The organism is Mycobacterium shimoidei (assembly GCF_900417275.1).
Classification (GTDB): domain Bacteria; phylum Actinomycetota; class Actinomycetes; order Mycobacteriales; family Mycobacteriaceae; genus Mycobacterium; species Mycobacterium shimoidei.
Window position 1 is genome coordinate 2,066,196 of sequence record NZ_UEGW01000001.1, and the last position, 13,631, is coordinate 2,079,826.

Annotated in this window: 10 protein-coding genes; 6 read left to right on the forward strand and 4 right to left on the reverse strand. The window is 64.4% G+C overall.

Going from position 1 to position 13,631, the window contains the following annotated elements; genetic code table 11:
• Nucleotides 1-23 precede the first annotated feature (23 nt).
• The 5 genes from MSP7336_RS10190 (at nucleotide 24) to MSP7336_RS10210 (ending at nucleotide 5,601) form a co-directional block, all read left to right on the forward strand.
• Nucleotides 24-755 (forward strand): enoyl-CoA hydratase, encoded by a 732-nt coding sequence (locus MSP7336_RS10190; RefSeq protein WP_113964854.1) that lies wholly within the window; start codon nucleotides 24-26, stop codon nucleotides 753-755.
• 4 nt (nucleotides 756-759) lie between these two features.
• Nucleotides 760-1,869 carry an MBL fold metallo-hydrolase gene (locus MSP7336_RS10195; RefSeq protein WP_113963627.1) on the forward strand — a complete coding sequence of 370 codons (1,110 nt, stop codon included), beginning with the start codon at nucleotides 760-762 and terminating at the stop codon, nucleotides 1,867-1,869.
• Nucleotides 1,847-4,285: a cation-translocating P-type ATPase gene (locus MSP7336_RS10200; RefSeq protein ID WP_113963628.1), complete on the forward strand. Its 2,439-nt coding sequence runs from the start codon at nucleotides 1,847-1,849 to the stop codon at nucleotides 4,283-4,285. Before MSP7336_RS10195 ends, MSP7336_RS10200 begins: the two co-directional genes overlap by 23 nt.
• Nucleotides 4,286-4,301: 16 nt before the next feature.
• Nucleotides 4,302-4,739, forward strand: coding sequence for a type II toxin-antitoxin system Rv0910 family toxin (locus tag MSP7336_RS10205; protein ID WP_113963629.1), 438 nt, complete (start codon nucleotides 4,302-4,304; stop codon nucleotides 4,737-4,739).
• A gap of 88 nt (nucleotides 4,740-4,827) precedes the next feature.
• Nucleotides 4,828-5,601, forward strand: a complete 774-nt coding sequence (locus tag MSP7336_RS10210; RefSeq protein ID WP_113964855.1) for a VOC family protein — start codon at nucleotides 4,828-4,830, stop codon at nucleotides 5,599-5,601.
• On the opposite strand, the gene MSP7336_RS10215 is transcribed toward MSP7336_RS10210, so the two are convergent.
• Nucleotides 5,576-6,040, reverse strand: a complete 465-nt coding sequence (locus MSP7336_RS10215) for a cupin domain-containing protein (RefSeq protein ID WP_113963630.1) — start codon at nucleotides 6,038-6,040, stop codon at nucleotides 5,576-5,578. The two genes, MSP7336_RS10210 and MSP7336_RS10215, sit on opposite strands and share 26 nt — an antisense overlap.
• 35 nt (nucleotides 6,041-6,075) lie before the next feature.
• Here MSP7336_RS10215 and MSP7336_RS10220 point away from each other — a divergent pair, with 35 nt between their 5' ends.
• Nucleotides 6,076-6,492, forward strand: coding sequence for a hypothetical protein (locus MSP7336_RS10220; protein WP_069396767.1), 417 nt, complete (start codon nucleotides 6,076-6,078; stop codon nucleotides 6,490-6,492).
• A 7-nt stretch (nucleotides 6,493-6,499) separates the two neighbouring features.
• On the opposite strand, the gene MSP7336_RS10225 is transcribed toward MSP7336_RS10220, so the two are convergent.
• The 3 genes from MSP7336_RS10225 to ctaD all read right to left on the reverse strand — a co-directional run bounded on the left by MSP7336_RS10225 (nucleotide 6,500) and on the right by ctaD (nucleotide 13,459).
• Entirely contained in the window at nucleotides 6,500-8,017 is a 1,518-nt protein-coding gene (locus MSP7336_RS10225) for a carotenoid oxygenase family protein (protein WP_113963631.1), read from the reverse strand.
• A gap of 170 nt (nucleotides 8,018-8,187) precedes the next feature.
• Nucleotides 8,188-11,091 carry an MMPL/RND family transporter gene (locus MSP7336_RS10230; RefSeq protein ID WP_113963632.1) on the reverse strand — a complete coding sequence of 968 codons (2,904 nt, stop codon included), beginning with the start codon at nucleotides 11,089-11,091 and terminating at the stop codon, nucleotides 8,188-8,190.
• A gap of 652 nt (nucleotides 11,092-11,743) precedes the next feature.
• Nucleotides 11,744-13,459, reverse strand: coding sequence for an aa3-type cytochrome oxidase subunit I (gene ctaD / locus MSP7336_RS10235; RefSeq protein WP_113964856.1), 1,716 nt, complete (start codon nucleotides 13,457-13,459; stop codon nucleotides 11,744-11,746).
• Nucleotides 13,460-13,631 lie beyond the last annotated feature (172 nt).

A 13,631-nucleotide genomic window follows, 5' to 3' on the forward strand; every position in this document is an offset into this window, starting at 1 on the left:
AGCGATGAGGAGGAGTGGCGCGCATGATTGCTGTCACCCACGTCGAGCAGGTCATGACGATCGAGCTGCAACGCCCCGAGCGGCGTAACGCGCTCAACTCTGAGCTGGTCGAGGAGTTGCGGGAAGCGGTCCAGAAGGCCGCCACGGAGAATGTGCGCGTCATCGTGCTCACAGGTCAGGGCACGGTGTTCTGTGCTGGCGCTGACCTGAGTGGCGACGCATTCGCCGCCGACTACCCGGACCGGCTGGTCGAGCTGCACAAAGCCATGGACGCCGCACCGATGCCGGTGGTCGGCGCGATCAACGGCCCGGCGATCGGCGCCGGACTGCAGTTGGCGATGCAATGTGATCTGCGGGTAGTGGCCCCCGATGCGTTCTTCCAATTTCCGACATCCAAATACGGTCTGGCACTGGATAACTGGAGTATCCGCCGACTGTCGTCGTTGGTCGGGCATGGCCGCGCCCGCGCGATGCTGCTGACCGCGGAAAAGCTGACCGCCGAGGCGGCGCTGCAGACCGGCATGGCCAACCGGATCGGGACACTGGCCGATGCACAGGCCTGGGCGGCGGAGATCGCCGGGCTGGCGCCGCTCGCGCTGCAGCACGCCAAGCGGGTGCTCAACGACGACGGCGCGATCGAAGAGCCGTGGCCTGCTCACAAGGAGTTGTTCGACAAGGCGTGGGCCAGCCAGGACGTGATCGAGGCACAGGTGGCCCGCCTGGAGAAGCGGCCGCCGAAGTTCCAGGGGGCGTGAGCCGATGTTGCGGGGGGCGTTGCGGCTCGCTGCCGGCACCGCCACGCTGGCCGGCGGCGGGTGGATGCTGCGTGCCCTGCACGGTGCGCCGACGGCCCTCGGCGCAGCGCCGGCTGCCATCCGCGCGGCGGCCGAACGCTCACCGAACCTGCGTGAGGGTGTGTTCGTCAATCCCGAGCCGGCCTCGGTGTTCAGCATCGACCGTGAGCAACAGCGGCTGATCCTGCGCGAAATCATCGGCGGGCGCGCCGCGACGCGACCCGCCGCCCCGATCCCGATGGAGCTGCCCCGCGGCCTCGCCGGTGTGGCCGAGGACATCGCGGTCTGTTGGTTGGGCCACGCCACGGTGCTGGTGGAACTCGACGGCTACCGGGTGCTCACCGACCCGATCTGGAGTGAGCGCTGCTCCCCGTCGGACGTCATCGGCCCGCAGCGAATGCATCCTCCGCCAACAGAAGTCGAAGGGTTGCCGGCGCTGGACGCAATCGTGATCAGCCACGACCACTACGACCACCTCGACACCGACACCGTCGTCGCGCTGGCTCGCACCCAGCGGGCGCCGTTTGTCGTGCCGTTGGGGGTCGGAGCGCACCTGCGCGCCTGGGGCATCCCCGGTGAGCGCATCATCGAACTCGATTGGAACGAGGTCGCGCAGGTCGACGAGCTCCGTCTGGTATGCACACCGGCCCGGCATTTCTCGGGGCGGTTCTTGAGCCGCAACACCACGCTGTGGGCGTCGTGGGCGCTGATCGGGCCCAGACATCGCGCGTATTTCGCCGGTGATACCGGTTACACCAAGAGCTTTGCCGCGATCGGCGCCGCACACGGGCCATTCGACGTCACGTTGATGCCGGTGGGCGCCTACAACAAAGCCTGGCCGGACATCCACATGAATCCGGAGGAGGCGGTCCGGGCACACCTCGACGTCGGCGGCCGGCTGTTGGTGCCGATCCACTGGTGCACCTTCCGGCTGGCGCCGCATCCCTGGGCCGAGCCGATCGAGCGACTCCTCGCCGCCGCCGAGTCATCCGATGTCGAAGTGTCGGTGCCTAAGCCGGGTGGGCGAACCGGGCCTTCGCTCCCCGCGACACATGACCCGTGGTGGCGGTCGTAACTTGCCTCACCCAGTGACTGCCGGGTTGACCGACGCCGAGGTCGCGCAGCGCATCGCCGACGGCAAAACCAACGACGTTCCGGCGCGGGCCACCCGCAGTGTCCGAGACATCATCCGCGCCAACGTCTTCACCCGCATCAACGCGATTCTGGGTGTGCTGTTGGTGATCGTGTTGGCGACCGGTTCGCTGATCAACGGCATGTTCGGGCTGCTCATCATCGCCAACAGCATTGTGGGCATGGTCCAGGAGATCAGGGCAAAGCGGACCTTGGACAAACTCGCGATCATCGGGCAGACAACTCCGATGGTGCGCCGCCAATCCGGGGTGCGCGCCTTGCCGCCCGGCGAAGTGGTGCTCGACGACATCATCGAACTCGGTGCGGGCGACCAGGTCGTCGTCGACGGCGAAGTCGTCGAGGAAGCCGGCCTGGAAGTCGACGAATCGCTGCTCACCGGCGAGGCCGATCACGTCGTGAAAAACATCGGGGATCCGGTCATGTCGGGCAGTTACGTCGTCGCCGGCACCGGCGCCTACCGCGCCACGAAGGTCGGCCGAGAGGCCTACGCCGCCAGACTCGCCGAGGAAGCCAGCAAGTTCACCCTGGTGAAATCCGAACTGCGCAATGGCATCAACAAGATCCTGCAGCTGGTCACCTATCTGCTGATTCCAGCCGGCTTGTTGACCATCTACAGCCAACTGTTCACCATCCACGCCGAGTGGCGGGAGTCGGTGCTGCGGATGGTCGGTGCATTGGTGCCGATGGTCCCGGAGGGACTGGTATTGCTGACGTCGATCGCGTTCGCGGTGGGTGTGATCCGCCTGGGCGCACGCCAGTGTCTGGTGCAGGAATTGCCCGCCATCGAGGGACTGGCCCGGGTCGACGTGGTATGTGCCGACAAGACCGGAACGCTGACCGAGAACGCCATGCGAGTCGCCGAGGTTCAGCATCTCGACAGTCAGCGCGAACGAATCGACGATGTACTCGCTTCGCTCGCCGCCGCCGACGCCCGGCCCAACGCCAGCATGCAGGCCATCGCCGACGTGTACTCCTCGCCGCCCGGCTGGACGGCAACCGCGATCGCGCCGTTTCAGTCGGCGACCAAGTGGAGCGGCGCCTCCTATGGTGATCGGGGCAACTGGGTGATCGGGGCTCCGGACGTACTCGTCGATCCGGCATCGCCGGCCGCCGCCCGGGCGGAGGAAATCGGCGGACGCGGCCTGCGGGTGATGCTGTTGGCGGCCTGCGACCTGCCCGTCGACCATCCGGACGCGTTGCGCCGTTTGACTCCCGTCGCGCTGGTGGTGCTCGAGCAGAAGGTGCGGCCCGACGCTGCCGAAACCCTCAATTACTTTGCAATGCAGAATGTTTCAGTAAAGGTGATTTCCGGTGACAATGCGGTGTCGGTGGCCGCGGTCGCCGAGAAACTGGGCTTACGGGGCGAGACCATAGACGCCCGCCGGCTGCCCGCCGACCCCGATGAACTGGCCGAGGCGCTGGAACGCTACACCACGTTCGGCCGGGTGCTACCCGACCAGAAGCGCGCGATGGTGCACGCGCTGCAATCGCGCGGGCATACCGTGGCGATGACCGGCGACGGCGTCAACGACGTGCTGGCGCTCAAGGATGCCGATATCGGCGTCGCGATGGGTTCGGGCAGTCCCGCGTCACGGGCAGTGGCTCAGATCGTCTTGCTGGACAACAGTTTCGGCACGCTGCCATACGTGGTCGCGGAGGGCCGACGGGTGATCGGCAACATCGAACGCGTCGCCAACCTCTTTTTGACCAAGACCGTGTACTCGGTGCTGCTGGCGCTGCTGGTAGGTCTGGCCGGCCTGGGTTCCAAGCTGTTCGGCGCCGATCCACTGCCGTATCCCTTTCAGCCCATCCACGTCACGATCGCGGCCTGGTTCACCATCGGCATTCCGGCGTTCATCTTGTCCCTCGCGCCCAACTACGAGCGTGCCCAACCCGGTTTCGCCCGACGGGTGGTGTCCGGCGCGTTGCCCTCGGGCCTGGTCGTCGGCGCGGCCACCTTCATCTCCTACCTGTCGGACTACCACGGTCGGGTGGCCAGTGCCCAGCAGCAGACGCAGGCGTCGACCGCTGCGCTGATCACGTTGCTCATCACCGCGCTGTGGGTGCTCGCCGTAGTCGCACGCCCTTACCGATGGTGGAAAGTGGCGTTGGTGATTGCGTCCGCGCTGGCTTACGTGGTGATCTTCAGCCTGCCGCTGGCGCGAGAGAAGTTCCTGCTCGATCCGTCGAATGTGGTTGTGACATCGGAAGCGGTGGGACTCGGCATACTCGGGGCCGCGGCAATCGAGGCGCTGTGGTGGGTTCAGGGCCGCATCCTGGGCGAGCGGCGCCGACTGTGGGCGGAGGCGCCGCAGACCCAGACGGTAGGGTTCGCCTAGCGGAAGGGAGGAATTCATGGCCAAAGTCTCTGGATCCATCGACGTGCCGTTGCCGCCTGAAGAGGCCTGGGCTCACGCCGCCGACCTTTCCCGCTACAAGGAATGGCTCACCATCCATCGGGTGTGGCGCAGCAAACTACCCGAGAAGCTGGAAAAGGGCACCGTCGTCGAGTCGATCGTCGAGGTCAAGGGCATGCCCAACCGGATCAAATGGACGATCGTGCACTACAACCCGCCGCAGGCCATGACGCTCAACGGCGTGGGCGTGGGCGGGGTCAAGGTGAAGCTCTTGGCCAAGATCAAGCCCAAGGAGGACGGATCGGAGGTCAACTTCGACGTGCACCTGGGCGGTCCGGCGCTGTTCGGCCCGATCGGCATGATCGTCGCGGGTGCGCTGAAGGGCGACATCCGCGAATCCCTGGAACGATTCGTCACGGTGTTCGCTGTGGCCTGAGCCCGGGGGCGATGAGTTTTCGCACCGGCACGAGTCCATATCGATGAAGCCCGACATTGGGCCGCCATCGTATGAAAAGGAGACTCTCGTGCCCATTCGTCACCGCGCGCCGTTGGGCGCCCCCACCTGGATCGACCTCACGTCTTCCGACCTCGAGAAGGCCCAAGACTTCTATGGCACCGTATTCGGCTGGACTTTCGAATCCGCCGGGCCCGACTACGGCGGATACGTCAATGCCGCCAAGGGCGGTCACCCGGTCGCCGGGCTGATGGCGCGCAACCCGCAACAGCAGGGCCCGGACGCGTGGACCACCTACTTTCACACCGGCGACATCGACGCGACGGTGTCGGCGCTGACCGAGGCGGGCGGCTCGGTATACATGCCGCCAATGGAGGTTCCCGCCAAGGGTTTCATGAGCATGGCCACCGACCCGGGCGGAGCGTTTTTCGGTCTGTGGCAGCCGCTGGAGCATCGCGGTTTCGAGCTGATCGGTGAAGCCGGCGCCCCGGTGTGGCATCAGTTGACCACCCGGGACTACCGCACGGCCGTCGACTTCTACCGCCAAGTCCTCGGCTGGCGCACCGAGGCTGTCGAAGATACCGACGAATTCCGTTACACCACAGCATGGTTCGGCAATGAGCAACTACTGGGCGTGATGGACGGTGCCCGCATACTGCCCGCGGATGTCCCATCGCACTGGACGATCTACTTCGGGGCAGAAGACGTCGACAAGACGTTGCAGGTGATCAACGACAACGGTGGTGCGGTGCTTCGGGACGCCGAGGACACGCCCTACGGCCGGTTGGCGGCCGCGACCGACCCCACCGGCGCGGTGTTCAACCTGTCGTCGTTACAGGGCTAGTCCCCGCGCCGAGACCGAAGTCGGCGTAGTCGAAACCCGGTACCACCACACAACTGACCAGGCTGGGCTCGTCGTCACGGGGGCGGGCCCGCTGCCAGTATCGCGGCGGGACCAACAGCTGGGGTTGCTCGCCGGCCAGGATGTCGCTACCGAGCACATGGGTTGTGGTGCTGTGCCGTTCGCTTCCGATGTCGAGCAGCAGCGGGCTGCCGCGGTGGTGCATCCACAACTCGGCGCTGCGCACGGTGTGCCAGGCCGACTGCTGGCCGGGCATCAACAGCAGCAGGATCGCCGTTGCCGCGCTGCGCGGGCCGGTGTAATCCGGCGGCAGCGCGGACTGGCCGATGGTGATGTCACTGCGCCAGGTCTGCCGAAACCAACCGCCCTCGGGGTTGGGCGCCAGATCCAGCCGGCGAGCCCAATCGGGGAGCTCGGTCATGACAGCTCCCCTAAAGCCCGCGCTAATGTCGCACTATGTCTCGACTGCGTCCCGGCTGGCTGGTTGTGTTGTTCGCTACGGTGATGTCCGTCAGCGCCTGGCTGCCATGGTTGACGACGACCGCCAACGGCGGGGGCTGGGCAAGTGCCATCGGGGGCACGGCGGGCGGCCTGCATCTTCCGGCGCGCTTCGGGGTAGGTCAGCTGATTGTGTTGTTGTCTTCGATGCTGTTGGTGGCGGGCGCGATGGTCGGCCGGGGCCTGTCGGCGAAACTGGCTTCGATTGCCGCACTGTTTATTTCGCTGTTGATCGCCGCGCTGACGGCGTGGTATTTCGATGCCAACGCCCACCCGCCGATCTCGGCCGGCTACGGGTTTTATATCGGAGCTGTCGCCGCCGCGGGCGCGGTGATCTGCTCCGGCTGGGCAGTGGCGTCGTCGCTGCATCGTTGACAACTGGTCACAGTCCGATCGCGCTGGCCGGCGAGTCGGCACTGTGCCAGCGCCGCAACTGGGGGCCGGGCGCCCAAGTCGAGTGGGTACCACTGGAAATACGTTCGGGGAGTTGGAGTTTGCAAACCGGACCGCCGTCGAGGTGAGCGGCATCGAACACCAGACAGTAGGAGGCGTCGGCGGCCATATCGGTGGTCAGAGTGATCAGGTAGCCGTCGTCTTCGCCGCCGCCTCCGGCCCGCGGTGCCATCGCGGTTTCGCTTCCGTAGACGCCCTCGCCGAATGAGTAGCGCTGTTCGCGGCCGGTCAGGACATCGTGTTTGACCAGACCGTCAAACAAAAACCAGCCCGGCACTCCGGTGGCGGCATAGCTGTAGCGGTAGGGGCGGGCCACATAATCGGTGTTGATCATCCCGAATTCGGTGATGGTCTCTGAGCGCTGCTCTTCTTCGACCACACCGGTCGCCAAGTTGAGCCGCCACCGATGCAGCCGCGCCTGCATGCGGTCGAGCGCCAAGAAGCGAAATACCCGTTGCCATTTGGTGCCGGTGCCGGTGTCCGCAGGTTCTGGGTCGGCCTGAAAGAACCCGTCGAGCACGATCTCGTCACCGTCCTCGTAGGCGTTGACGAAGTGCAGCACGAACGTCGGCTCCGCCTCGAACCAGCGGATGTCGGCGGTCCCTCCGCGTCGCGGTAGCACCGCGAACCGCGACGGCATGTCCGGATGGAACCGGGCCACATGCAGGTCCCTGCTCAACAGTTCGGGTTCCCAGAACAGCGGGAAATCGTTGAGGATGACGTAGTTTTCAGTGAACGCCATGTCGTGCGGCAACCGGGGCCCCGGCAGCGGGACATCGGTGTAGTGCACAAGATGATTGGCAGCGTCCACCACGCCGTAGTGCATATACGGCGCCTGCTTGCTGTAGTTGAAGAACAGCAGCTCACCGGTTCTGGGATCGACCTTCGGATGCGCCGACACACCCCAGTCGAACGGAAATTTGCCATTCCACTGTTCTTTGCCGAGGGTTTCAGCCGTGTACGGGTCTACCCGATACAAGTCCCCGCACTGGTAAAAGCTGGTCAACGCGATTCCGCGGTGCACGATGACGTCGGTGCTCGACGCGTCCTTCATCCGCCCCCGGGCACCCCAGCCGTCGTCGCGGCGGGCCAGTGACACCGGCTCGGCCAGGCCCGCCCACAACGGTCCGCCCGCTTCGGTTTCCGCCAGGAACCCGTCGGTGCGAATGAAGCGGTTGCGGTAGAAGGCTTTTCCGTCGCGGAAACCGACCACGTGTAGCATGCCGTCGCCGTCGAACGGATGGTAGGTCTTCAACGCCGGGTGCAGCGGGTTCTCGGTATTGCGCAAATACACGCCGTCCAAATCGTGGGGAATTTCGCCCTCCACGGCACTCAGATCGTCGGCGTCCCATTCGGTGGTCTGCGGTCGCCAGGGACCGGTGCGGTAGGGGTGGTCGTCGTCCTCGGGCAGCGTGGACAGGTACTTGGCGACGATCTCGACGTCCATGTCGGCACGCTATTACACACACGACAGCGCCGCGAGGAGAACCTACCGGATGGAGACGGTCCCGCCGGCTCTCGGCTGAACCGACGGAACCTGGACAGGCACGTCGGTCGACCAACGTGCCCGCCTGCTTGAGGCGCATTGCCGTTACTGGCGACGGGCAAACCTCGCGGCTATCGCAGAGCATGGACGTGCGGCTGGCCACGGTCGTCCGACACGTCATCAATACCCGTGGCGACCAGCGGCGTCGGTCGGGTACTCACCCGTTGCGGCCACCAGAACCAGCGTCCCAGCAGCGCGGCGATGGACGGTGTCATGAACGAGCGCACCACCAGCGTGTCGAACAGCAGACCCAACCCGATGGTGGTGCCCACTTGGCCGAGGCCGCGTAGCTCGCTGACCACCATGGCCGACATCGTGAACGCGAACACCAAACCAGCCGACGTGACCACCGAGCCGCTGCCGCCCATCGCCCGGATGATGCCGGTATTGATCCCGGCATGAATTTCTTCTTTGAACCGCGCCACCAGCAGCAGGTTGTAGTCCGACCCGACCGCCAACAAGATGATGACTGCCATCGGCAGCACATACCAATCCAGGCCGAGTCCAACCAGATGCTGCCAGATGAGCACTGACAACCCAAATGCGCTGCCGAGCGAGAGCACCACGGTGCCGACGATCACGGCTGCCGCGATGACGCTTCGGGTGATGACCAGCATGATGATGAAAATCAGGCACAGCGAAGCGATCCCGGCGATCAGCAAGTCGTACATGGTGCCCGCCGCCAGGTCGTGGTACATGGCCGCCGCGCCGCCGAGGTAAACCTTGGAACCCTCCCACGGGGTACCTTTGATGGCCTCGTGCACGGCATGTTTGACCGGCTCGACGCGCGAGATGCCCTCCGGCGACATGGGTTCGCCTTCGTGCGAGATGATCATCCGCACCGCATGCCCATCGGGTGAGAGGAACATCTTCAGGCCGCGCTTGAAATCATCGTTGTCGAAGGCCTCCGGCGGCAGATAAAACGAGTCGTCGTTCTTGGCCTCGTCGAACGCATGCCCCATCGCCGACTGGTTCTCCGTCATAGCCTGCATCTGGTCCTGCATGCTCTTCTGACTCTGATGCATCGTCAGCGTCATGGTTTTCATGGTCTTCATGCTCTCGATCATTTCCGGCATCAACGCGACCATCTGCGGCAACAGCGAATCCAGCCGCTGCAAGTCCGGCACCAGGCTCTGAATATCGTCGCTGGTGATGTCGATGCCGTCGAGAGTGTCAAACAGGGATTTCAAAGCCCAGCACGCCGGGATGTCGAAACAGTGCTTCTCCCAATAGAAGTAGCTGCGGATCGGCCGGTAGAAGTCATCGAATTGCGAAATCTGGTCCCGGATTTCGGCCACGTCAGCCGCCGTCTTGGTTGTCTTGGCCACGGTCGAATGGGTGACCTCGGCCATCTGCTTGGTGATGCTCAGCATCTTTTCCAAGTAGTCGACGTTCTTTTGCATCTGGTCGGCCTGGACCAGCAGGTCGGCCATCCGGTCCTGTTGATATTTCTCGTTGAGTCGCTGGGTGGTGCCCTGCATGCTGAGCGCGAACGGGATCGACGCGTGGTTGATCGGGGTGCCCAACGGTCGGGTAATGGCCTGCACCCGCCCGATCCCCGGGGTGTGGAACACGGCCTTGGCCACCTTGTCCATCACCAGAAAATCCGCCGGGTTGCGCATGTCGTGGTCGGTTTCGACCAGGAGCAGATCCGGGTTCATCCGGGCCTGGGAGAAATGCCGGTCGGCCGCCGCGTAGCCGAGGTTCGCCGGGATATCGGCCGGCAGATACTTGCGATCGTTGTACCCGGGTCGGTAGCCGGGCAGCGTGACCAGCCCGACCAACGCGACCGCGATCGTCGCCACCAGCACAGGCCCGGGCCAGCGGGCCACCACGGCGCCGATCTTGCGCCAGCCGCGGATCCGCATGGCCCGCTTGGGCTCCAGCAAGCCGAACCGACTTGCCACCACGACGACGGCGGCACCGAGCGTCAACGCGGCGGCGACCATGGTCAGCATGCCGATGGCCAACGGCACACCCAGGGTCTGAAAGTAGGGCATCCGGGTGAACCGCAGGCAGAAGGTGGCGCCGGCGATCGTCAGCCCCGAGCCCAAGATGACGTGGCCGGTGCCGCGATACATCGTGTAGAACGCCGACTCACGATCTTGACCGGCGCCGCGCGCCTCCTGGTAGCGGCCGATCAGAAAGATGGCGTAGTCCGTGGCAGCGGCGATCGCCAGCATCACCAGCAGGTTGGTCGCGAACGTGGAGAGCCCGATGAGGTTGTGGTAGCCCAAAAACGCCACCACACCGCGCGCGGCCGCCAACTCCAAAAAGACCATTGTCATGACCAGCAACACGGTGCTGATCGCGCGGTAGACGAACAGCAGCATCACCGTGATCACCAAGAAGGTCAGCCCGGTGATCAGGGCGAGGCTGCGGTCGCCGGCAATCATTTGATCGGCCTGCAGTGGCGCATCCCCGGTCACATAGGCGCTGACCCCGGGCGGCGGCGGGATCGTTTTAATGATGTGCTGGACCGCCTCGACGGACTCGTTGGCCAGGCTCTCGCCCTGGTTGCCGGCCAGGTAGACCTGGACGTAGGCGGCTTTGCCGTCGGGACTCTGCGAACCCGCCGCGGTCAGCGGGTCGCTCCAGAAGTCCTGGACATTCTCGACGTGTTTCTTGTCCGCGCGCAGCTTGGCGACCAGTTCGTTGTAGTACTCGTGTGCCGCATCGCCCAGTGGCTGTTGGCCTTCGAGCACGATCATCGCCGAGCTGTCGGAATCGAATTCGTGGAAAACCTCCCCGACGCGCTTGATGGCGATCATCGACGGCGCATCGTGCGGATTCATCGAAACCGTCCGCATCTTGCCTACGGTGTCCAGCTGGGGGACGACGACGTTCAGCAGCACCGTGACGGCCACCCAGGCGAGGATGATCGGCACCGCCATCCGGTGGATCCACAACGGCAGGCGTTCGCGCACCACCTCCACCGGCGCCGGCAAGACGTCGGTCGGTGCGTGCGTGCTCATGTGGATTTACTGCCTATCTGCTCGGCCACGGGGAACAAAGCGTGTGCATGCGTCTTCATTCTGTTCCAACACGCGGGGGCACGGATGAGGCACGGCGAAAGGGTAGCGGAATGGCTGGACGACCATGACGCCTGATCCGCAAGCTGCCGTCTGTGCGCTGGCAAACCGGGTACGTGGACCAGACGTCTGCGTCATGCTGCGAAGTTTACGTTTAAGCCAGGGTCGGCACCGAGGGCTGGCTGGCCGGCGAACGACGCTTCATCGACCACCGCGGCTGCTGGACATCGCGAGCGCGAGGGAAGTCGACGGATGCCCTGCATCGAGTACAAGTCGATGCCAACGCTGCCGCCAACACATGTGCTTGTCCTAGAAGGACATACTTGGATTGGTTCTCGGATTAGCCTTGCTCGTAGCCGAACGACGATGGCAAGAGGCCGGCAGGGGCCTTGCGCTGATGGGTAGGTCATCGAGTATTGGCCTGGCCCTCAGGGTGTTTCGTTCGACCTCTGCCTCCGCGCGAACGTCTCCCAGTTCATCACTGAACTCGGCTGGGCCCGCCCGAACGACACGAGGCCGACCTTGGTGAACCCTACTCGCGTCGATTGGCACGATTGGGCAACGAGGTCTTGCTAACAGATCCTCGGCGTTGTGGTCATGGCACGGTGGACACCGGTCCGTGCCTGCGGCCGATGTGAGCCTCCGCCCGCATTCGTTCCACCATGTGCGGATAGTGCAACTCGAAGGCCGGTCGCTCGGAGCGGATACGGGGCAGCTCGTGGAAGTTGTGCCGCGGCGGCGGGCAACTGGTCGCCCACTCCAGCGAGTTGCCGTAGCCCCACGGGTCATCGACGGTGACCGGCTCGCCGTAACGCCAGCTGCGGAACACGTTCCACGCGAACACCAGCATCGATGCACCGAGAATGAACGAGCCGATCGTCGAGATGACGTTGTACGTCTGGAAGCCGTCGGTGGGCAGGTAATCGGCGTAGCGGCGCGGCATTCCCGCGTCACCCAGCCAGTGCTGGATCAAAAACGTGGTGTGAAAACCGATGAACGTCAACCAGAAATGCAGCTTGCCCAGCCGCTCGTCGAGCAGTCTGCCCGTCATCTTCGGGAACCAGAAGTACACCCCGGCGAACGTCGAGAACACGATGGTGCCGAACAGCACGTAGTGGAAGTGCGCGACCACGAAGTAGGTGTCGGTGACGTGGAAATCCAGCGGCGGGCTGGCCAGCAGCACACCGGTCAAGCCACCCGCCAAGAAGGTGACCGCGAACCCCACCGAAAACAGCATCGGTGTCTCAAATGTCAACTGGCCCTTCCACATTGTGCCGATCCAGTTGAAGAACTTGATCCCGGTCGGCACCGCGATCAGATATGTCATGAAACTGAAGAACGGCAGCAGGACGGCGCCGGTGGCGAACATGTGGTGCGCCCACACCGCGACCGACAACACCGCGATCGACATCGTCGCGTAGACCAGCGTGGTGTAGCCGAAGATCGGTTTGCGCGAGAACACCGGAAAGATCTCGCTGACAATGCCGAAGAACGGCAGCGCCACGACGTACACCTCGGGGTGACCGAAGAACCAGAACAGGTGCTGCCACAACAAGACTCCGCCGTTGGCGGCGTCGTAGACGTGAGCGCCGAGATGCCGGTCGGCAGCCAAACCCAAAAGTGCCGCGGTCAGCAGCGGGAAGATCAGCAACACCAAAATCGACGTGATCAGGATGTTCCAGGTCAGGATCGGCATCCGGAACATCGTCATGCCGGGCGCCCGCATGCACACCACCGTGGTGATCATGTTGACCGCACCCAGGATCGTGCCCAGACCGGCGACCGCAAGGCCCATGATCCACAAGTCGGCCCCGGCGCCGGGTGCGTGAACGGCATCCGACAGCGGGGTGTAGGCGGTCCAGCCGAAGTCGGCGGCGCCGCCAGGTGTGATGAACCCGGCCGTCGCGATCAACCCGCCGAACAAGAACAACCAGTAGGAGAACGCGTTGAGCCGCGGGAACGCCACATCCGGTGCGCCGATCTGCAGCGGCAGCACCAGGTTGGCGAAGCCGAACACGATCGGGGTGGCATAAAACAGCAGCATGATCGTGCCGTGCATGGTGAACAGCTGGTTGAACTGCTCGTTGGACAGAAACTGCAAACCCGGTGCAGCGAGTTCGGTGCGCATCAACAGCGCCATCAGCCCGCCGATGAAAAAGAAGCCGAAGCAGGTGACGACATACATGATGCCGATCATCTTGTGATCGGTGGTGGTCACCAGCCGGTAGACGAGGTTGCCCTTGGGGCCCATCCGCGGCGGGAAGGGACGCCGCGGTTGGAGCCCCGTTATGGGAGGTGCTTGGGATGTCATCAGCTCGCCGCCATCGGGTATCTCCGTGCGCACGAATTTTCCAAATCGCTCTTGTATAAACCATACTGCACCGCGACGCGGTTGGGTAGACGTGCGAGCCAGTGCGCGGTGGAGGGCACGATGCTGGTTGCCAATACGGGCTGCCGTTTCCCCGCGCCGTCTGACTCCGCCG

Excerpts from the sequence above, each read along its gene's own strand:
- MSP7336_RS10200 (WP_113963628.1), top strand. The coding sequence starts at position 1,847 with ATGACCCGTGGTGGCGGTCGTAACTTGCCTCACCCAGTGACTGCCGGG.
- MSP7336_RS10190 (WP_113964854.1), top strand. The coding sequence starts at position 24 with ATGATTGCTGTCACCCACGTCGAGCAGGTCATGACGATCGAGCTGCAA.
- MSP7336_RS10215 (WP_113963630.1), bottom strand. The coding sequence starts at position 6,040 with ATGACCGAGCTCCCCGATTGGGCTCGCCGGCTGGATCTGGCGCCCAAC.
- MSP7336_RS10230 (WP_113963632.1), bottom strand. The coding sequence starts at position 11,091 with ATGAGCACGCACGCACCGACCGACGTCTTGCCGGCGCCGGTGGAGGTG.
- MSP7336_RS10205 (WP_113963629.1), top strand. The coding sequence starts at position 4,302 with ATGGCCAAAGTCTCTGGATCCATCGACGTGCCGTTGCCGCCTGAAGAG.
- ctaD (WP_113964856.1), bottom strand. The coding sequence starts at position 13,459 with ATGACATCCCAAGCACCTCCCATAACGGGGCTCCAACCGCGGCGTCCC.
- MSP7336_RS10225 (WP_113963631.1), bottom strand. The coding sequence starts at position 8,017 with ATGGACGTCGAGATCGTCGCCAAGTACCTGTCCACGCTGCCCGAGGAC.
- MSP7336_RS10195 (WP_113963627.1), top strand. The coding sequence starts at position 760 with ATGTTGCGGGGGGCGTTGCGGCTCGCTGCCGGCACCGCCACGCTGGCC.
- MSP7336_RS10220 (WP_069396767.1), top strand. The coding sequence starts at position 6,076 with ATGTCTCGACTGCGTCCCGGCTGGCTGGTTGTGTTGTTCGCTACGGTG.